The organism is Pantoea sp. AG1095, from assembly GCF_003208415.1.
Classification (GTDB): domain Bacteria; phylum Pseudomonadota; class Gammaproteobacteria; order Enterobacterales; family Enterobacteriaceae; genus Pantoea; species Pantoea leporis.
The window spans coordinates 394,631-414,384 of record NZ_QKMJ01000002.1 but is presented as its reverse complement, the minus strand read 5'-3'; the positions used below and the strand labels follow the sequence as shown (position 1 = coordinate 414,384).

The following is a 19,754-nucleotide window of genomic DNA, read 5'->3' as shown; positions in this document are numbered from 1 at the left end:
TTCAGACAGGATTGAATAAGAGGACAGGAACCATGTTAGATAACACCCGTATTCGCATAGCTATGCAGAAATCTGGCCGTTTAAGTGATGAATCACGCGAACTGCTGGCACGCTGCGGTATCAAAATTAACCTTCAGCAACAGCGTCTGATTGCGTTTGCGGAGAACATGCCGATCGACATCCTGCGTGTGCGCGATGACGATATCCCTGGCCTGGTAATGGATGGCGTGGTCGATCTCGGTATCGTCGGTGAAAACGTGCTGGAAGAGGAGCTGCTGAATCGCCGTGCTCAGGGCGAAGATCCGCGTTACTTCACGCTGCGTCGTCTGGATTTCGGCGGTTGTCGCCTGTCGCTAGCGATGCCGGTTGATGAAGAGTACACCGGCCCGCAATGCCTGAATAACGCCCGCATCGCCACCTCTTATCCACACCTGCTGAAGAAATACCTCGATAAACAAGGCGTCGCCTTTAAATCCTGCCTGCTGAACGGTTCTGTCGAAGTTGCTCCTCGCGCTGGCCTGGCCGATGCGATTTGTGACCTGGTTTCAACCGGTGCCACGCTGGAAGCCAACGGCCTGCGCGAAGTGGAAGTGATCTACCGCTCTAAAGCGGTGCTGATTCAGCGCGATGGCGAACTGCCGGCCGCCAAGCAAGAGCTGGTCGACAAAATGATGACGCGTATTCAGGGCGTAATTAAAGCGCGTGAATCCAAGTACATCATGCTGCACGCGCCGAGCGAGCGCCTGGATGAAGTGATTGCGCTGCTGCCGGGTGCTGAGCGTCCAACCGTGCTGCCGCTGGCCGGTGATGTGAGCCGCGTGGCGATGCACATGGTGAGCAGCGAAACGCTGTTCTGGGAAACCATGGAAAAGCTGAAGTCGCTGGGTGCCAGCTCGATCCTCGTGCTGCCAATTGAAAAAATGTTGGAGTAATACCATGAGCACGCTGATGACACCCATTGATTGGCAGCAGTGCAGCGCAGAGCAGCAGCATGCGCTGCTGATGCGTCCGGCGATTTCGGCTTCAGAAACTATCAGCCAGATCGTGCGCGACGTGTTAGTGCAAGTGAAAGAGAGCGGCGATGCGGCGCTGCGTGAATTTAGCGCGCGCTTCGATAAAGCGCAGGTGGATAACCTGCGCGTCAGCGCTGAAGAGATGCAAGCGGCCAGCGATCGTTTGAGCGACACGTTGAAGCAGGCGATGGCCGTGGCTGTGGGCAATATCGAGACATTCCACAACGCGCAGATTCTGGCGGAAGTGGATGTGGAAACTCAGCCTGGCGTGCGCTGCCAGCAGATTACCCGTCCGGTCAAATCGGTGGGTTTGTACATTCCTGGCGGTTCCGCCCCGCTGTTCTCAACCGTATTGATGCTGGCGACACCGGCACGCATCGCCGATTGCGGTCGCGTGGTGCTGTGCTCGCCGCCGCCGATTGCCGATGAAATTCTTTACGCGGCACAGCTGTGTGGCGTGAAAGAGGTGTTTCAGGTGGGCGGCTCACAAGCCATCGCCGCCCTCGCCTTCGGCACCGAAACCGTGCCGAAAGTGGACAAGATTTTTGGCCCAGGCAACGCGTATGTGACCGAAGCCAAACGTCAGGTTAGCCAGCGTTTAGATGGCGCGGCAATTGATATGCCAGCCGGTCCATCGGAAGTGCTGGTGATTGCCGATGAAGGCGCCACGCCCGCGTTCGTGGCATCTGATTTGCTGTCGCAGGCGGAACACGGCCCGGATTCGCAGGTAATTCTGCTGACGCCATCGCTGCAACTGGCCGAAGGCGTGGCGCAAGCGGTTGAAGAGCAACTGGCGCAGCTGCCGCGTGCGGCTACCGCGCGTCAGGCGTTAGCGAGCAGCCGCCTGATTGTGCTGCGCGATTTGGAGCAGTGCATCGAGATCTCCAACCTGTACGGCCCGGAGCACCTGATCATTCAGACGCGCCAGCCGCGCGATCTGGTCGAAAGCATCACCAGCGCCGGTTCGGTATTCCTTGGCGACTGGTCCCCGGAATCGGCCGGCGATTACGCGTCCGGCACTAACCACGTGCTGCCGACCTACGGTTACACCGCGACCTGTTCCAGCCTTGGCCTGGCCGATTTCCAGAAACGTATGACGGTGCAAGAGCTGACGCCGCAAGGCTTCCTCAATCTTGCCGCGACGATTGAAACGCTGGCCGCCGCCGAGCAGCTGGAAGCCCACAAAAATGCCGTTACCCTGCGTGTTGCCGCGCTAAAGGAGCAAGCATGAGCCTGAATATTGAAGAGTTAGCGCGCGCCAACGTGCGAGCGTTGACGCCGTATCAATCGGCGCGTCGTCTGGGTGGTAACGGTGATGTGTGGCTGAATGCCAACGAATTCCCGCTGCCGGTGCCGTTTGAGCTGTCGCAGCAGACGCTGAACCGCTATCCGGAATGCCAGCCAAAGATTGTCATTGAGCGCTATGCCGCTTACGCCGGTTTGACGCCGGAGCAGGTTCTGGTCAGCCGCGGTGCGGATGAAGGTATCGAACTGCTGATGCGCGCGTTTTGCGAGCCGGGCAAAGATGCGATTCTGTTCTGCCCGCCAACCTACGGCATGTACAGCGTCAGCGCCGAAACCATCGGTATCGAATACCGCACCGTGGCGGCACTCGATGACTGGCAGCTGAATCTGCCGGCAATTGCTGACCAGCTCGACGGCGTGAAAGTCGTCTATATGTGCAGCCCGAATAATCCGACCGGCAACCTGATCAATCAGGATGATATCCGCGAACTGCTGGCGATGACCGCCGGTAAAGCGCTGGTAGTGGCCGATGAAGCCTATATCGAGTTCTGCCCGGACGCGACGCTGGCGGGCTGGCTGCAGGAATATCCGCACTTAGTGATTCTGCGCACGCTGTCTAAAGCCTTTGCGCTGGCCGGTTTGCGCTGCGGCTTCACCCTCGCGAACAAGCCGGTGATCGATCTGCTGATGAAGGTGATTGCGCCCTATCCGCTGGCGACGCCGGTGGCGGATGTGGCTGGACAAGCGCTGAGCGAGCAAGGCATTACGCTGATGCGTCAACACGTTGCCGAGCTGAACGCCAATCGTGCCTGGCTGTTTGAGCAGTTGCCGCAGATTAGCGTAGTGCAGCAGGTGTTCCCGAGTGAAACCAACTATATTCTGGCGCGCTTCACTGATTCGCCAAAAGTGTTTAAAACGCTGTGGGATCAAGGCATTATTCTGCGCGACCAAAATAAAAACCCCGGCCTTGCGGGATGCCTGCGCATCTCCATCGGCACCCGTGAAGAGTGCGAGCGCCTGATCGCCGCGCTGCAAGCCTTATCAGTGGAGCAAGCATGAGTCAGAAGATCCTTTTTATCGACCGCGACGGCACCATCATTTCTGAGCCACCCACTGATTATCAGGTGGATCGCATGGAGAAACTGGCGTTTGAGAAGAACGCCATTCCGGCGCTGCTGGCGTTGCAGGCAGCGGGTTATCAGCTGGTGATGATCACCAATCAGGATGGCCTCGGCACCGACAGCTTCCCCCAGGCCGATTTTGACGGCCCGCACAACCTGATGATGCAGATTCTCCGCTCACAAGGCGTGAATTTCAGCGACATCCTGATCTGCCCGCATATGCCGGAAGATAACTGCGATTGCCGCAAGCCAAAGACCAAAATGGTGGAAGCCTGGCTGGCCGCCGGTGCGCTCGATACCGCCAACAGCTACGTGATTGGCGATCGTCTCACCGATATCCAGCTGGCGCAGAACATGGGCATTCAGGGCCTGCGTTACGGCGCGGAAGGCGAAGATTGGGATGCGATTCAGGCGCGCCTGACCCAGCGCGATCGTTACGCGCTGGTGCAACGCAACACCAAAGAGACGCAGATCAAAGTCGAAGTGTGGCTGGATCGTGAAGGCGGCAGCAAAATTAACACCGGCGTCGGCTTCTTCGATCACATGCTGGACCAGATTGCGGTGCACGGCGGTTTCCGCATGAACATTGATGTGAAAGGCGATCTCTACATCGACGATCACCACACAGTGGAAGATACCGGTCTGGCGCTCGGCGAAGCGCTGCTGAAAGCGCTCGGCGACAAACGTGGCATCGGCCGTTTCGGCTTTGTGCTGCCCATGGATGAGTGCCTGGCACGCTGCGCGCTGGATATCTCCGGCCGTCCGCACATCGAATTCAAAGCCGAGTTCAGCTACCAGCGTGTCGGCGATCTCAGCACCGAGATGGTCGAGCACTTCTTCAGCTCCCTCTCCTACGCAATGATGAGCACGCTGCACCTGAAAACCAAAGGCCGTAACGATCACCATCGTGTGGAAAGCCTGTTCAAAGCCTTTGGCCGCACGCTGCGCCAGGCGATTCGCGTGGAAGGCAACAGCTTGCCGAGCTCGAAAGGAGTGCTGTGATGAACGTGGTGATCCTCGATACCGGCTGCGCCAACCTGTCTTCGGTGAAGTGGGCCATTGAGCGCCTCGGCTACACGCCGCAGGTGAGCCGCGACCCGGATGTGGTGCTGCATGCCGACAAGCTGCTGCTGCCCGGCGTGGGCACCGCGCAGGCGGCGATGAATCAGCTGCAGGAGCGCGATCTCATCGACTTAATCAAAGCCTGTACTCAGCCGGTGCTCGGTATTTGCCTCGGCATGCAGCTGCTCGGTCGCGGTAGCGATGAGAATGGCGGCGTCACCACGCTCGGCCTGGTTGATGAGCCCGTCACGCTGATGGACACGCAGGATTTACCGCTGCCGCACATGGGCTGGAACCAGATCACCGCTAAAGCCGGCCACCATCTGTTCCGCGACATTCCCGATGGCAGCTACTTCTACTTCGTGCACAGCTACGCCATGCCAGTGAATGCCGCCACCATCGCCCAGTGCGATTACGGTTATCCGTTCACTGCTGCCCTGCAGAAAGATAACTTCTTCGGCGTGCAGTTCCACCCGGAGCGTTCGGGCAAAGCCGGCGCGCAGCTGCTGAAAAATTTCCTGGAGATGTGATGATTATCCCCGCATTAGATTTAATCGACGGCAAAGTGGTGCGCCTGCATCAGGGCGATTACGGCCAGCAGCGCGATTATGGCAGCGATCCGCTGCCGCGCTTACAGGATTACCAACGCCAGGGTGCTGAAGTGCTGCATCTGGTGGATTTGACCGGCGCGAAAGATCCGGCCAAACGTCAGATTCCTCTGCTCACCACCTTACTGCGCGGCGTGACCGTGCCGGTGCAGGTTGGTGGCGGCATCCGCCATCGCGATGACGTGGCGGCGCTGCTGGCAGCGGGTGCCACGCGCGTGGTGGTGGGTTCCACCGCGGTGAAGCAACCGGAAGAAGTCAAAAGTTGGTTTGACGAGTTTGGCGCCGACGCCATCGTGCTGGCATTAGATGTGCGCATTGATGCCAACAACCGCAAAGAGGTGGCGATCAGCGGCTGGCAGGAAGCGGCGGGCGTGACGCTGGAAGAGGTGATTGGCTGGTATCAGCCGGTTGGCCTCAGGCATGTGTTGTGCACTGACATTTCGCGCGACGGCACGCTGAGCGGCTCCAACGTCGCGCTGTATAAAGAAGTGTCCGCGGCCTTCCCGGACATCGCTTTTCAGTCTTCAGGCGGCATCGGTTCGCTGGATGACATCGCGGCGTTACGCGGCAGCGGCGCACAGGGCGTGATCGTTGGTCGCGCGTTACTGGAAGATAAATTCACGGTGGCGGAGGCAATCGCATGCTGGCAAAACGGATAATTCCTTGTCTCGATGTGCGTGACGGGCAAGTGGTGAAAGGCGTTCAGTTCCGCAACCACGAAATCATCGGTGACATTGTGCCGCTGGCGCAGCGTTATGCGCAGGAAGGTGCGGACGAGCTGGTGTTCTACGATATCACCGCCTCATCAGATGGCCGCGTCGTGGACAAAAGCTGGGTGTCGCGCGTGGCGGAAGTGATCGATATTCCTTTCTGCGTGGCGGGCGGCATTAAGAGCGAAGAAGACGCGGCGCGCATTCTGCAGTTTGGTGCCGACAAGATTTCCATCAACTCGCCGGCCTTAGCCGATCCGACGCTGATTACGCGCCTGGCCGATCGCTTTGGCGTGCAGTGCATCGTGGTGGGCATCGATACCTGGTTTGACGAAGTGAGCGGCAAATATCACGTCAATCAGTACACCGGCGACGAAGCGCGCACCAAAGTGACCACGTGGGAAACTCTGGATTGGGTACAGGAAGTGCAGAAGCTGGGCGCAGGCGAAATCGTGCTCAACATGATGAATCAGGATGGCGTGCGTAACGGCTACGATCTGGTGCAGCTGAAGAAAGTGCGCGATGTCTGCAAAGTGCCGCTGATCGCCTCCGGCGGCGCAGGCACTATGCCGCACTTCCTCGACGCCTTTGAGCAGGCGAACGTCGATGGTGCGCTGGCAGCTTCGGTGTTTCACAAACAAATTATCAATATCGGCGAGTTGAAAAACTTCCTGATCGACAACGGTGTGGAGATTCGCGCGTGTTAACTGCAGAACAACTGGCCAGGCTGGATTGGGTCAAAACCGCGGGCATGATGCCCGTTATCGTCCAGCACAACGTTTCCGGCGAAGTGCTGATGCACGGTTATATGAACGAAGAAGCGCTGCAAAAAACCCTCAGCGAGGGTAACGTCACCTTCTTCTCACGTACTAAAAACCGTTTATGGACCAAAGGCGAAACCTCGGGCCACTTCCTGCAAGTGGCGAGCATTACGCCGGACTGCGACAACGACACGCTGCTGGTGCTGGCCAATCCGATTGGCCCAACCTGCCATCTCGGCACCTCCAGCTGCTTCTCACCGGCTGCGCCAGACTGGACGTTCCTCTATCAGCTGGAGCAGCTGCTGGCTTCGCGCAAAAACGCCGATCCAGAGAGTTCGTACACCGCGAAGCTGTACGCCAGCGGCACCAAGCGTATCGCGCAGAAGGTGGGTGAAGAAGGCGTGGAAACGGCGTTGGCGGCAACGGTTAACGATCGTCACGAGCTGACCAATGAAGCTTCGGATCTGCTTTATCACCTGATGGTGCTGCTGCAAGATCAGGAGCTGGATTTGAGCACCATCATCAATAATCTGCGCGCGCGTCATAAATAACGTTTCGTAGGGTCGCCATTCATGGCGACCAATGTCCCAGGCGCGCATAAATGCGCACCCTACGCTATTCATCAGCATGGAAAACACCATGACCACACATGAAAAATTGCTCGCCCTGCTCGACCAACATCAGGCGCGCTATCGCGTGATGGAGCATGAAGCGACCGGCAAGTGCGAAGCGGTGGCGGCGATTCGCGGCACGGAAGTTGGGCAAGGCGCGAAGGCGCTGGTGTGTCATGTGAAAGGCAACGGCATCAAGCAACATGTGCTGGCGGTGCTGCCTGCCGATCAGCAAGCGGATCTCAGCAAGGTTGCTGCAGCGGTTGGCGGTCGACGCGCTTCGCTGGCCTCGCCTGCGGAAGTGGATACGCTGACAGGCTGCGTATTCGGGGCTATTCCACCGTTAAGCTTCCATCCTGATTTACAGCTGGTGGTCGATCCGCTGCTGTTTGAACGCTATGACGAAATCGCCTTCAATGCCGGATTGCTGGAGCAATCGGTGGTGCTGAATGTTGCGGATTATCAGGCGCTGCATAATGGTAACGTTATGAAAATAATACTCTAATTGCCTTGCCAGGCCCTGAGCGGTACTCTTTCTGACTCAACATCACATCAAAAGAAGACCGATATTATGGCAAGTTCTCGTTTAAACGCCCGCCTGCGTCACACGCTGGTGCTGGCTGTGCTGGCAAGTTGCGCGTTTGGCGCGCAGGCAAAAATCGATCAGGTGCGTTTCGCAGTGGATCCCACCTACCCTCCTTTCGAATCCAAAACGCCGCAGGGCAAACTGGTCGGTTTTGATATCGATCTCGGCAATGCGCTGTGTGAGCAGATGAAGGCCAAATGCGTGTGGGTGGAGAGCCAGTTCGATGGCATGATCCCGGCGCTGAAAGCGCGTAAGTTCGACGCCATCTTGTCGGATATGGGCATCACCGAAGAACGTCTGAAGCAGATTGATTTCACCGTGCCGCTCTACGACACCCATACGCAGCTGATTGCGCGTAAAGGTTCTGGCCTGCTGCCAACCGCTGAATCGCTGAAAGGCAAAACCGTGGGCGTTGAGCAAGGCACCGTGCAGGAGCGTTATGCGCTGGCAAAATGGCAGCCGCATGGCGTGCAGGTTGTACCTTATGGCGATCAGGCGCAGGTAGAAAGCGACCTGATTTCGGGTCGACTTGACGTGGTGTTTACTGATGCCGCTCAAGCCGCCAATGGCTTCCTGAAACATCCGCAGGGCAAAGATTTCGAGCTGGCTGGCCCGATTGTGCAGGACCCAATTATCGGTCCGGGCACCGCGATTGGTCTGCGTAAAGGCGACACCGAACTGAAAACCGCACTGGATAACGCGTTTGCCGAACTGAAGAAGAACGGCACTTTCGATAAAATTCAGAAAAAGTACTTCGCAACGGACATCTCCATCCAGCAGTAATCTTTTGGGCGGCTTTTTTGCCGCCCTTTTTGCACTCAGCACTATAATTCCATCAGAAAATGCATCTGGCGTCGCTGAAAGCGTGCCATGAATAAAGGACATCGATAGCGTTATGCAACAACAACATCATCCTCTATTAAGCGCCTCGCTGGGCACGCAACGCGAAATTGTCAGCTTCCACTTCGGTACGGATTCACAGCAACGCGTCTACATTCAGGCTGCATTGCACGGCGATGAGCTGCCGGGCATGGCGGTGGCATGGTACTTGAAACAGAAACTGCTGGCGCTGGAATCTGCCGGACAACTCAAATCCAAAATCACATTGGTGCCGGTGGCGAATCCTTTAGCCATGGGACAGCATTGGCATGGTAGCCATTTGGGGCGTTTCCATACGTTATCAGGACAAGACTTTAACCGCCGCTTCCCGGCATTGGGTGAAGCGCTGGTTGAAGAGCTCGCTGGCTCACTGACGCAAAGTGAATACGAAAACAAGCGCCTGATCAGAGAAGCGATTGATCGCCATTATCGTGACCGCATTGCCCGCACCGAACTGGATGCCCAGCGCTTTACGCTGATGCGTATGGCGAGCCAGGCCGATTTGATGATTGATCTGCATTGTGACTGGGATGCGCTGCCGCACCTCTACACCACGCCGCACGCGTGGCCGGACATTGAACCTTTGGCGCGTTGGTTAGGCAGTGAAGTGCAGTTGCTGGCGCAGATATCTGGCGGTGAACCGTTTGATGAGGCTTGCTGTGAGCCGTGGCTAACATTGGCAGAGCGTTTTGGTGATGAGTATCCGATGCCGCGCGGCTTGCTGCCGGTGACGCTGGAACTACGCGGTGTGGCGGATGTATCGCCTGAGATGGCGGAGAAAGATGCTGACGCGATTATCAATGCACTGATTGAGGGCGGATATATTGCCGGTGAAGTGGGTGAATCCCCTGCCCTGATTCATCCGGCGACGGCGCTGGCGGGATGTGAGTATATTCATGCGGCGCAATCTGGATTGGTGTTTTACCGACGTAATTTGGGTGAGTGGATTAAGGCTGGGGAAGTAGTGGCGGAGGTTGTTGATCCGATTACTGACCAGGTGATGCCGCTGGTGGCGGAGTTTGGTGGCGTTTTGTATGCGAGGAATTTGACCAAGTTTGTGACGGCGGGGATGTTGGTGGTGCGGTTAGCTGGGGAGAATGCGGGGAGACGGGGGGAGTTGCTGGTGGGGTAGATTTTTAAAAATTATAGAAAAGCCTGATGTAAATCATCAGGCTTCTAATTCAGAAAATAAAAAAAGCAAACTGCTAAACTTCAATCTAATTCAGTTTTTTTTGCATACTCATCATAGAGTTTTTGTGCATCTATACGCGCTTTCTCTAATTTAGGTTGAATTTGCATAGTAGATACTGAACGTTCAATCCGTTTCACAGAATATTTACGAACCAACGCCTTCATACCTGCATCCATTAAGCGCACACGTTCATCGCTAGCATAACTTTTTGATTTAGCATGGTAAATATAAGTATTGGTGAGTACAGCCAAATCAAAACCTGCATCCGCTGCGCGGAAGCAAAAATCATTCTCTTCGCCATAACCATGCGGGAAATTCTCTTCATCAAAGAGACCGATCTTCGCAAAAACTTCTCGTTTTACCATAAAGCAGAAACCATGAACCAATGGAACTCTTACAAGCTCATGATCCCATATTTTATTAAAATGATGATCGATCACAGCAGGACTTAAATTTCCAGGAAGTGCATTAATTGCTGTCTGACCTGCAGAACCCTTAATTGAGGGAACAGATTGAGTACTTGCGGCATTGGATAGGGGACCAACTATACCAAGATTTTCATGCGTGTTTAATGCGTGGCAAAGTTTATCTAAGGCCCCTTCAGGAACAATAGTATCACTATTTAAAAGTAAGACGTTTTTGCTAATGCCTGAGCGAATACCGTTATTCGATGTTTTGGTGTAACCAACTCTCTCATTTTGACGCAACAACATCACACCATTTTCTTTGGAATATTCCTCTAAGAAATTCTTTGTATCTAAATCGGATGCATCATCAACTAATATAATATTGGCTCTTTCTTTTACCTTATTCAAAGAAGCTAAACACGCACGAACGTCATCCAATGCATTATGAATACAAACAACAATATCTAAGTCAAGCTTATCCAAGAATTCGATTTCAGTATGCTTGGAATGTTTAAAAGTGTCTTCGTTTGTATCTAAAGTGGGCTTGTACCAGCTTGCATAAATATGCGGCTTTGGCCCCCACTCATTTAAACCGTGTCTATATAAGGCGAATTTATCAGAATCACGCACAGATTGTGATTCATCTAATAATGGAAGCCAGGTAACTCCAGCCTGATTTAAGGCGTAACCAATGCTAAGTTGATCGCGTCTGCTATGGTTATTAATTTCATTCCACCATAAACGCATAAAGTTATTAATGCTTTCGTCACGAGCATTGATAACCAAAACGTTGCTTTCAATTAGTGGGTCCGTCTGAAGAATATCAATGGATTTATAGCGTTTTATCTGCTCTTTAACTGTAATCGGATCATCAAGTTGCCACTCGAGAATCTCATCAGCTTCATCAAAAAGATTTTCTCTTAATGGATGTTTAATAGCTCCTAATTTATGATTCGAAGAACTCACTTGCTGAACGAGTTCTGAAACTCGTATTTTAAGTTCAACGTTGGCATCAATCCAAAGCACATAATCGTAACCGGTAATGTATTTCAATAAATTAGTTTTTATGTATCGTGCAGTACGACGGGGATCTGAATCAATATAAGGAGGTTGTTTTATTTGATAAATACCATATCCATCCGTGACATTGTCAGAAAAACAATAATAATCCACATCCTTTTCAATATATTCTGGAAGAAGTAATGTATCAAATGGACCAATAATAGCCGTCACCAATGCAATACGTGCTTGACGAGTCTTTTCTTGCTTTAAAGCTAACTGATAAGAATGGATATCTAAAGAGCGGTCATGTTGAAAATGCGGCAATGTTCCATATGGTAATTGTGCAAACCTCTCACGATCATAGTAGTTTACAAGACGATAATCTCTATCTACAAAGCTCATATTGGTAGTGTAATTTAGCAGAAGAGGAATTACTCCAAATAATCTTTCGAAACCATGAGCTAGTGTTCCATCATACTGTCCTGCTTCAGTATCAAAATCCGCTATCTTATACTGGCCATCGAGTAATGGTCTTAATGCCTCTGAACGTGCCCAGAAAAAAGATCCTGCCGGATAATCAGGACAGTAAGTCATATCATAGGTGAACCCCAGCCTATTCAATTGTTCCTCAACTATCGAGCTGTTTCCACCCCAGAGCGGTTGACGTGTTGTGCCATAAAAATAAGCAGGAAAAAAAGCACCTAGTTTTGAATCTTCATCAAATGCATTCAATATCTGCGTAGTTATTGAACGGCTACCCAGAGTATAGTGCAAAAGGAATCTTCTCCATCCCTTGGTTTTTGTTTGAGGTGATTTTTTAGAGTGGATGTGAAGAATTATGTCGTAGGATAAAAGTTCCTTGCCGAACTCAACTATAAATGGGAAGACGTCTCTTCCAATATTTTCAGTCTCCCTTATCTCTAATTCATTTAATAACTTCAATTCATTTGAAAAATGAGAGCTAATCTCCCCTATAGAGTACTTTCCTTTAGGAATAGAAATAAACAAATCAAACTTAACCGGAATAGAACTTAAACGCTTAATAAATTCATCAGACAAGTCAACATAATAAAGATGTAAATGCACACCTATAGTTTTAGAAAACCCTACATTTAAATTCACATCCGCATCAAAAATTAATGGTTTGCCTCTAGCCCCATATTCAGAGGGCCCATAACGAAAATATGGTGCCTCTAACATCCTTGGCATCGCGCATGGTTTACGACCTTCAGAATATCCATAAAGAAGGAAATGTTTCAAAGGATCAATTTCAATTGCAGCTACATCTGGATACTGTTTTAGATACCACTCAGTATCTAAGTCTTGTGCATGTAAACGTGCTAATGAAGAGAATCTTCCTTCTTTTCTTCCATGTGAGAGATAATGATGAATAGCTGATAAACCTGCGTCTCTTACATCCGAATAAGTTTCAAGATACCATTCTTCATCCATGTCAGGAGCTTCAGACATCTGCATAGCTTTTTCAGAAGGATAACGTCCTTCATCTTTACCATGCACAACATAATGCTCGAATGGTTCTATGCCTGAGGAAGCTACATCAGGGTAAGTAGCTAAGTACCATGCTACATCAAATTCATTGAATTCAGTATTTTCAACCTGTGTAATCTCATCTACAACTGAGTGTGAAATAGTGGTTTTAAAAATATTACGTTTGATATAACGTAGTACACGTTTTGTAAATCTTATAGGTAAAGATATTTTCCATGACGTAGAGTTAAGGATTTTGTGTATTTCAAATTCTTTAACAACTAGTTCTGATGAGAGTGCATTAAGAGTTTCATTTATTTTTTGAACGTCATTTTTTAAACATACAATTTCATCATTTGCAGTAGCGTTTTGCTGTACTTCATTGAGCAAATCCGATTTTTTTTGCGTTAATTCCGTTTTAGTTTCTTGCAAAATCGTTTGTAACTTCTTGATTTCCTGATTCAGTTTTTCATTAAGCTTAATTGCGTTATCCCTATCAGATTTGATAAAATTTAATGAATTTTTTATTGATTTCAATTCATATTCATCAAAACATGCTTTTCCAAGGCGAGAAAAAACCTCTTGGACATTACGAACTTCTTTGTCATTTTTATCAGCATCAAAAAGCTGACGCATTGAAATAGATTGCTCCTCACCGACACCTATAACAGTAAGTCCATGACCATGAGAAAATTCAAAACAAGGATAAACTTTGCGTAATTCTTCTACATACCGATAAACACCAAAGTCTTTTTTTCTTTCGTTGCTATCATGGATAATAACTACACCACGTTTCGACATTCTTGGTAGCCATGTTTCGAAGTCATTTTTTACTGCTTCGTATGTATGAAAACCATCAATATGTAATAGATCAATTTCTCCATTTTTGAAATATTTAACTGCCTCATCGAATTTCATACGCATTAGGCTTGAAAAGCGAGAGTAAAGCTTATTGTTATGTGCAAGAACTGAACTATAAACATCTTCCTCATAAAAACCTGCATGCTCGTCGCCTTTCCATGCATCAACGGCATAACTACGTGTTGAAATCCTCAATTGTTCAATAGCTTGGCAAAATGCAAAATACGATGAACCATAATGTGTACCAAGTTCAACAAAAACGCTTGGTCGATGAGCATTTGTTAACCAGAATGCAAAAGGAATATGTTCAAGCCATGCTGACAAAGTGAGCTCAATTGGCTTCATCAATGCAATTGCATTTATAGAAATGTTCGAATATCCGGAATCTTCGTCCGATAATATTCTTAAAGTGTTTGAGGAAAAAATGAAATTATCTTTTCCATTTTTAGAGGTGGATTCATTTAATATTGGATCATATTTTTTATTAAAAGACATACATGTTCCTTTCCAGAAAAAAGTACAATTCTACACACTGAAGTAAACATTAAGGCCTGAAATAGACACACTTAATAGAGCATTTTATTAAACATATCTATCAAATTTTAAAAAAAAGACATTAGAATCATGTAATAAAAAGGGGATTTAAAATCTATAATGGATTTTTAATTTGCTTATGTGATTATAAGTTAATTGATTCATGAGGATCATACAACAACCCATTGATTTTTATAGTTTAAAATGTCGAAGCTTATAATTGATAAATAAAAAAGGCTCCCTTGAGGAAGCCTAATCAATTTATTAACTGAGCCACTCGGTGTGGAACACGCCATCTTTATCAATGCGCTTATAAGTATGCGCACCGAAATAATCACGCTGAGCCTGAATCAGATTTGCCGGCAGAACTTCTGAACGATAGCTATCGTAGTAAGCAATAGCAGCTGAGAAGGTCGGCGTTGGGATACCGTTCTGAATAGCGTAAGACACTACGTCACGCAGCGCCTGCTGGTACTCATCAGCAATATTCTTGAAGTAAGGATCCAGCAGCAGGTTAGCAATGTTAGCGTCCTGTGCGTATGCATCAGTAATCTTCTGCAGGAATTGCGCACGAATAATGCATCCGGCACGGAAGATCTTCGCAATTTCACCGTACTGCAGATCCCAGTTATTCTCTTCCGACGCAGCGCGCAACTGTGAGAAGCCCTGAGCATAGGAAACGATCTTGCCCAGATAAAGAGCGCGACGTACTTTCTCGATGAACTCAGCCTTATCGCCAGTAAATTCTTTAACTTGAGGGCCGCTCAGCACTTTAGAAGCTGCAACACGTTGGGTCTTCAGAGAAGAAAGATAGCGTGCAAATACTGACTCAGTGATCAGTGAGAGCGGCTCGCCGAGATCCAGCGAGCTCTGGCTAGTCCACTTACCGGTGCCTTTGTTAGCGGCTTCATCCAGAATCACATCAACCAGGTATTTACCGTCTTCATCTTTCTTAGTGAAGATATCTTTGGTGATGTCGATTAAGTAGCTGCTTAACTCACCGTTGTTCCAGTCAGTAAAGGTTTTTGCCAGCTCTTCATTATCGAGGCCTAACGCGCCTTTCAACAGTGCGTAAGCTTCAGCAATCAGTTGCATATCACCGTATTCGATGCCGTTATGCACCATTTTTACATAGTGACCAGCACCGTTTGGACCGATGTAAGCAACACAAGCTTCGCCATCTTCCGCACGAGCAGCAATCTTATCTAAAATTGGTGCAACCAATTCATATGCTTCTTTCTGGCCGCCAGGCATGATGGAAGGCCCTTTCAGTGCGCCCTCTTCACCACCGGAAACACCGGTACCAATGAAATTGAAGCCCTGATCAGAAAGTTCTTTGTTACGGCGGACAGTATCTTTATAGAAGGTGTTACCACCATCAATCAAGATGTCGCCCTTGTCCAAATGCGGGGTCAAAGAAGCAATCGTTTTATCTGTAGCTTCACCAGCCTGTACCATCAAAAGGATACGACGTGGTTTTTCCAGCGATTCAACAAACTCTTCAACGGTGTAAAAAGGTGCCAGTTTCTTGCCTTGGTTCTCAGCGATGACTTCATCCGTCTTTTCGCGTGAACGGTTGAAAATAGAGACTGTGTAGCCGCGGCTCTCAATGTTAAGAGCCAAGTTACGGCCCATAACTGCCATACCGACAACACCGATTTGTTGCTTGGACATTATCTACTCCTGTCTGAAGTTACCGTCACAAACACAAGTTTGTGATTGAAGTGGCAAATATGTTAACTCATCTATCACCAATAAAGGTAGTGAATGGTGCGATGATAAAACACACAAGAAATGTGGATGATTATGTATTGGTTAACAAATCACCTTTTTTGATATTTGACTTGAAATATAACGGCAACACTTCCTCTGGAGTACCGTCCATTTTTACCGTGCCGTGCTCGAGCCAAAGAATTCTTGTACAGGTTTTTCTTAACAATTCGTTACTATGGCTTGCAAGAATCAATATCTTCGTTGCATTAATAATATTGGTTAATCGAGTTTCAGCTTTTTCTTTAAAGCCTTCGTCGCCTACAGATAGCCATTCATCCATAAGGAGGATTTCGGGAGTAAAAATAGTACTAACACTAAACCCTAAACGCATCTGCATACCAGACGAGTAAGTACGAACAGGCATGTCAATGAAGTCACCCAGATCGGTGAATTCAATGATCTCTTCAATTCGCGTATCGATTTCTTTTTTCCGCAATCCTAATAAGGCACCGCGAATATAGATATTTTCTCTTCCCGTAAATTCCTGATTGATCCCTAATGAAATAGAAATTAACGAACCAATGTCGCCTTCAATCTTAGCGCTGCCGCTGGTTGGATGATAGACTTTACTAAACATCCTTAGCAGCGTTGTTTTACCCGCACCATTATGGCCAATTAGCCCGACTCGCTCGCCATCTTTGATTTCGAAGTTAAGATTATTAAGGGCCGAAACCACAACTTTACCATCGTGCTGACCAACCTTTCCACCGGTAGCAAAATTGATAAAGTTCTTTTTAATCGATCTTGCCTGGGCGTTGAATATTGGGAAATCAATACCCACGTTTTCAAATTTAATAATAGCCATTACATTACACCCAATAAGGAACGCGGTATTTATATTTGCTCGTCATCGCAATCGATAGAGCCAAACCGACTACTGCCATAACGCCAGCAATGATGTAACTGCTCATCATTGGGATCTCACCTAATAATGGACCTCTTACCAAGTCAATCAAATGATAAAGAGGGTTAAAGGTGAGTAATGCTGCGGCAGCACTGTGTGAGAGAAGTTTCGGCATCCAAATTACTGGGGTCAGATAGAAAATAACCTGCATAATACTTAACACAATTTGTGTCATATCACGGAAGCGCGCACAAATCATCGAAAGAATCATTAATGCCCAGGTTAAATTCAAAATCAGCAGGATAAAACCAGGTATCACCAGGAAAACAGTCCAGTCTACACTTTTCTGCACTGCAATCAGAACCAGAGGGAATATAACGATATTGTGCAGGAAGATGATGAAGTTTTTCCAAATTACACGCATCACGTGAACGTGTAATGGAACAGGTAACTGCTTAATAATCCCTTCTGAAGATATCAGGGCATCACAACCTTCTGAGATGGAGCTTTGGATAAAACTCCATGTTATCAAACCAAGAGTTAGATAGGGCAAAAACTCTTTGACATTGGTTTTGAAAAGATTACCAAAAACTAATCCCATGGTCGTGATCATAACTGCCATACTAATTGTGATCCAAAACGGCCCCATCTTGGACCGTTTGTATCGCATCTTAATGTCCTGACCACCCATCACTTTTACAACGTGAAAGTTTCTTAACGCAGAGGTGAAGTCATCCCACCCTACTGATTTTTGCTTATTCGACATTACAAAATTCCAAATTGGTACGCCAGACGATTTAATCCGACAAGGAACTTATCACCGCACAGACGAGCCAAGATAAGTGTCATAAACTCTTCCCTTTGAGATTCATCAAGCTGATCTCTTAACTTGATAATATCATTCATGCTACAAACGCAGCGGAACATCAAATCAAGCTTAATTATAGGTAAACCACAATTATGCAATGCGAGGCAATTAACGTGGATTTGCGACCCCATCGTAAATTCATCCAGATACAAAGATATCAATCTTTGTTTGAACTGGCTGTTTAGCAATGCTTCTTTGTGCGAGTAATTTCTGAAGAAATTCACTGCTTCTAAGTAATCAACCTTGCTTGAGCTTAGTGTTGAATATTCTTTATCAACAGAGTTGTATTCCACAACATTGTCACTTGCAAATACCAACTTTTCAGTTCTCTTATTAGAGAGAATGTATTTATTATAATAAGATGATAAGACTTCATCACTTGCGATTAAGCCGGTAATGGATTTATTTGTCCAGGCACTGACACCTTCACGACGATAGTAATAGTAATTCTCATAGAAAACCTCATCACTGCTAAGCTTTTTCTCCATGAACGAGACATTGAAAAGAGACTTGAAATTTTGCTCTGAATTAACCAGTGATTTAAGAAGCTTACTTAAACCGAACTCACCTCTTTTTATTACTAAAGGTCTAACGTTCGATGACTTATAGTTTAACCAAAAACTTTTGAATTTTTCATTCTTAGTTATTTTTCCTGCTACTGAAATACAGAATGAGCCAAGGTGATGAGAGTGCTGACTGTTTTCTGTAGCACCGATTACTTCAACGTTAGTATCAAATAAATTTTTAACAAATTCAGGCAAGCCTTTCTTTGAGAAAAACACACTGTCATTGATGATAAGTAACCGTTCACATTTTTCTTCAAAACCTGCATCGTAGAAATATTTCATCCCTGCTTTATAGCTGCCGAAATCACGCCCGTAATTATCACGCTCTATATAAACATCGGTTAACTCAGAAGGGTAATTTTGTTCTTCTAACCTTAAGGTATTAACGGCAATAACAAATACATTATTGCGCTTCGCTTCTTTTAACAGCTCAAGTGTATCATTTCTAAGCGATGATTTCTCATAGAGCGCAAGCAGCATAACCTTGCCACCCGTGAAGTCATTCTTGACTTTAATATTCGTATATTTTTTTGTCTTAATATCATCGCGAATTGATAGTACGCCATAATATAGATAAATTACAATTTTCAGGAAAAACCTGATAATCATAAAAATAATTCTTTTCATATTAACACCGTCGATGGTTAAACTAATTTCCTAAAGAGATTCATGATAAAGAAAGCACATGTTTCAATGAAGCTTTGTCTATAAAATCCACCCTTAATAAAGTTAGTAATTCGTTTCAAAAGACTTCCATTCAAAGCACTAAATCTTTCGTAATCACGTCTGTTGTCAGCCGGCATTCTGTCTTTCAAACACTCAAGCGCCATACAATTTTTTTCGCTCCAGCATTTAAATTCACCTGCAAACAAACGATTAAATCTTGTGAGCTTAGACAAAATACCCGTGTTGCTGCCCACTAAATTCTGCCCATGCTGGCGGTAGAGAATCTTTGGTTCCCGATCGTAGATTACTGTTCCATTCATTGCACTGCATATGATATACAAAATCCAGTCATGAGAAACAATCGGAAGGTTGGCAGGGAATGTCTCAAACACCGTTTTTAGTCCACGACTAAAAACCATCGTGTTGCCGCCCGCATAACTTTGCAAAAGTGCATTACTAAAAGTAAATTCTTTGAGAAAACAGGGTGAATAACCAATATTAACTTCGTCAGAATCAATTAGCTTTGTGCGGGAGCCATATAAAGCATAGTTGTCAGTAGAGAAATCATTTGTTGTTAACTGATTAATAGCCTCTTCCAGCTTATTGTTACACCAAATGTCATCCTGATCACAGAAGGCATAGAACGGCGAATCAATATCTTTTCTATTAAGCAGGTTGTAGAAATTCGCAGCAAATCCTTTACCTGGCCCCTGAAACAGGATAACTCTGCCTTCAGAAAATTCTTTGGCAAAGCGGGTAATGATTTCACAGGTGCTATCTGTTGAACCATCATCAGAAACAATGAGCGTCCAATTAGTATAAGTTTGAGAAGCAATGGAACGCAGTTGCTTTTCTAAATATTTTTCACCATTATAAGTACCCATCAGGATACTTATTTTTCCTTTATCGCTCATCATCATCAGCTATATAAAAAAAGGATGAGCTAATCCTCATCCT

At 47.5% G+C, this 19,754-nt stretch carries 17 protein-coding genes; 11 read left to right on the top strand and 6 right to left on the bottom strand.

What is annotated here, in order from left to right:
* Positions 1 to 32 precede the first annotated feature (32 nt).
* The 11 genes from hisG (at position 33) to DEU53_RS08420 (ending at position 9,728) form a co-directional block, all read left to right on the top strand.
* Positions 33 to 932 (top strand): ATP phosphoribosyltransferase, encoded by a 900-nt coding sequence (hisG, locus tag DEU53_RS08470; protein WP_008104821.1) that lies wholly within the window; start codon positions 33 to 35, stop codon positions 930 to 932.
* Between the two features lie 4 nt (positions 933 to 936).
* The gene (hisD, locus tag DEU53_RS08465) at positions 937 to 2,244 is read left to right on the top strand and encodes a histidinol dehydrogenase (RefSeq protein WP_110866666.1); all 1,308 of its coding nucleotides are present in this window, start codon (positions 937 to 939) and stop codon (positions 2,242 to 2,244) included.
* The gene (gene hisC / locus DEU53_RS08460) at positions 2,241 to 3,317 is read left to right on the top strand and encodes a histidinol-phosphate transaminase (protein ID WP_110866665.1); all 1,077 of its coding nucleotides are present in this window, start codon (positions 2,241 to 2,243) and stop codon (positions 3,315 to 3,317) included. Before hisD ends, hisC begins: the two co-directional genes overlap by 4 nt.
* Positions 3,314 to 4,381 carry a bifunctional histidinol-phosphatase/imidazoleglycerol-phosphate dehydratase HisB gene (hisB, locus tag DEU53_RS08455; protein ID WP_110866664.1) on the top strand — a complete coding sequence of 356 codons (1,068 nt, stop codon included), beginning with the start codon at positions 3,314 to 3,316 and terminating at the stop codon, positions 4,379 to 4,381. The genes hisC and hisB overlap by 4 nt, the downstream gene beginning before the upstream one ends.
* On the top strand, positions 4,381 to 4,971 hold the full coding sequence (gene hisH, locus DEU53_RS08450) for an imidazole glycerol phosphate synthase subunit HisH (RefSeq protein WP_101763389.1): 591 nt from the start codon (positions 4,381 to 4,383) through the stop codon (positions 4,969 to 4,971). The genes hisB and hisH overlap by 1 nt, the downstream gene beginning before the upstream one ends.
* Positions 4,971 to 5,708 carry a 1-(5-phosphoribosyl)-5-[(5-phosphoribosylamino)methylideneamino]imidazole-4-carboxamide isomerase gene (hisA, locus tag DEU53_RS08445; RefSeq protein ID WP_110866663.1) on the top strand — a complete coding sequence of 246 codons (738 nt, stop codon included), beginning with the start codon at positions 4,971 to 4,973 and terminating at the stop codon, positions 5,706 to 5,708. Before hisH ends, hisA begins: the two co-directional genes overlap by 1 nt.
* Positions 5,690 to 6,466: an imidazole glycerol phosphate synthase subunit HisF gene (gene hisF / locus DEU53_RS08440; protein WP_110866662.1), complete on the top strand. Its 777-nt coding sequence runs from the start codon at positions 5,690 to 5,692 to the stop codon at positions 6,464 to 6,466. The genes hisA and hisF overlap by 19 nt, the downstream gene beginning before the upstream one ends.
* Positions 6,460 to 7,071, top strand: coding sequence for a bifunctional phosphoribosyl-AMP cyclohydrolase/phosphoribosyl-ATP diphosphatase HisIE (gene hisIE / locus DEU53_RS08435; protein WP_110866661.1), 612 nt, complete (start codon positions 6,460 to 6,462; stop codon positions 7,069 to 7,071). The genes hisF and hisIE overlap by 7 nt, the downstream gene beginning before the upstream one ends.
* A gap of 88 nt (positions 7,072 to 7,159) precedes the next feature.
* On the top strand, positions 7,160 to 7,636 hold the full coding sequence (locus DEU53_RS08430) for a YbaK/prolyl-tRNA synthetase associated domain-containing protein (protein WP_110866698.1): 477 nt from the start codon (positions 7,160 to 7,162) through the stop codon (positions 7,634 to 7,636).
* Positions 7,637 to 7,702: 66 nt separating this feature from the next.
* A complete protein-coding gene (locus tag DEU53_RS08425) occupies positions 7,703 to 8,500 on the top strand; it encodes an ABC transporter substrate-binding protein (RefSeq protein WP_110866660.1) in 798 nt (265 codons plus the stop codon).
* A gap of 112 nt (positions 8,501 to 8,612) precedes the next feature.
* Positions 8,613 to 9,728 (top strand): succinylglutamate desuccinylase/aspartoacylase family protein, encoded by a 1,116-nt coding sequence (locus DEU53_RS08420; protein WP_110866659.1) that lies wholly within the window; start codon positions 8,613 to 8,615, stop codon positions 9,726 to 9,728.
* A gap of 80 nt (positions 9,729 to 9,808) precedes the next feature.
* On the opposite strand, the gene DEU53_RS08415 is transcribed toward DEU53_RS08420, so the two are convergent.
* The 6 genes from DEU53_RS08415 to DEU53_RS08390 form a co-directional block, all read right to left on the bottom strand.
* Positions 9,809 to 14,041: a rhamnan synthesis F family protein gene (locus tag DEU53_RS08415; protein WP_110866658.1), complete on the bottom strand. Its 4,233-nt coding sequence runs from the start codon at positions 14,039 to 14,041 to the stop codon at positions 9,809 to 9,811.
* A gap of 303 nt (positions 14,042 to 14,344) precedes the next feature.
* Positions 14,345 to 15,754: an NADP-dependent phosphogluconate dehydrogenase gene (gene gndA, locus DEU53_RS08410; RefSeq protein WP_110866657.1), complete on the bottom strand. Its 1,410-nt coding sequence runs from the start codon at positions 15,752 to 15,754 to the stop codon at positions 14,345 to 14,347.
* A 130-nt stretch (positions 15,755 to 15,884) separates the two neighbouring features.
* Positions 15,885 to 16,658, bottom strand: a complete 774-nt coding sequence (locus DEU53_RS08405) for an ABC transporter ATP-binding protein (protein WP_101763380.1) — start codon at positions 16,656 to 16,658, stop codon at positions 15,885 to 15,887.
* A gap of 4 nt (positions 16,659 to 16,662) precedes the next feature.
* Entirely contained in the window at positions 16,663 to 17,463 is an 801-nt protein-coding gene (locus DEU53_RS08400) for an ABC transporter permease (protein WP_101763379.1), read from the bottom strand.
* Positions 17,463 to 18,758 (bottom strand): rhamnan synthesis F family protein, encoded by a 1,296-nt coding sequence (locus DEU53_RS08395; protein ID WP_110866656.1) that lies wholly within the window; start codon positions 18,756 to 18,758, stop codon positions 17,463 to 17,465. The genes DEU53_RS08400 and DEU53_RS08395 overlap by 1 nt, the downstream gene beginning before the upstream one ends.
* 17 nt (positions 18,759 to 18,775) lie before the next feature.
* Positions 18,776 to 19,711: a glycosyltransferase family 2 protein gene (locus DEU53_RS08390; RefSeq protein ID WP_255421531.1), complete on the bottom strand. Its 936-nt coding sequence runs from the start codon at positions 19,709 to 19,711 to the stop codon at positions 18,776 to 18,778.
* Positions 19,712 to 19,754 lie beyond the last annotated feature (43 nt).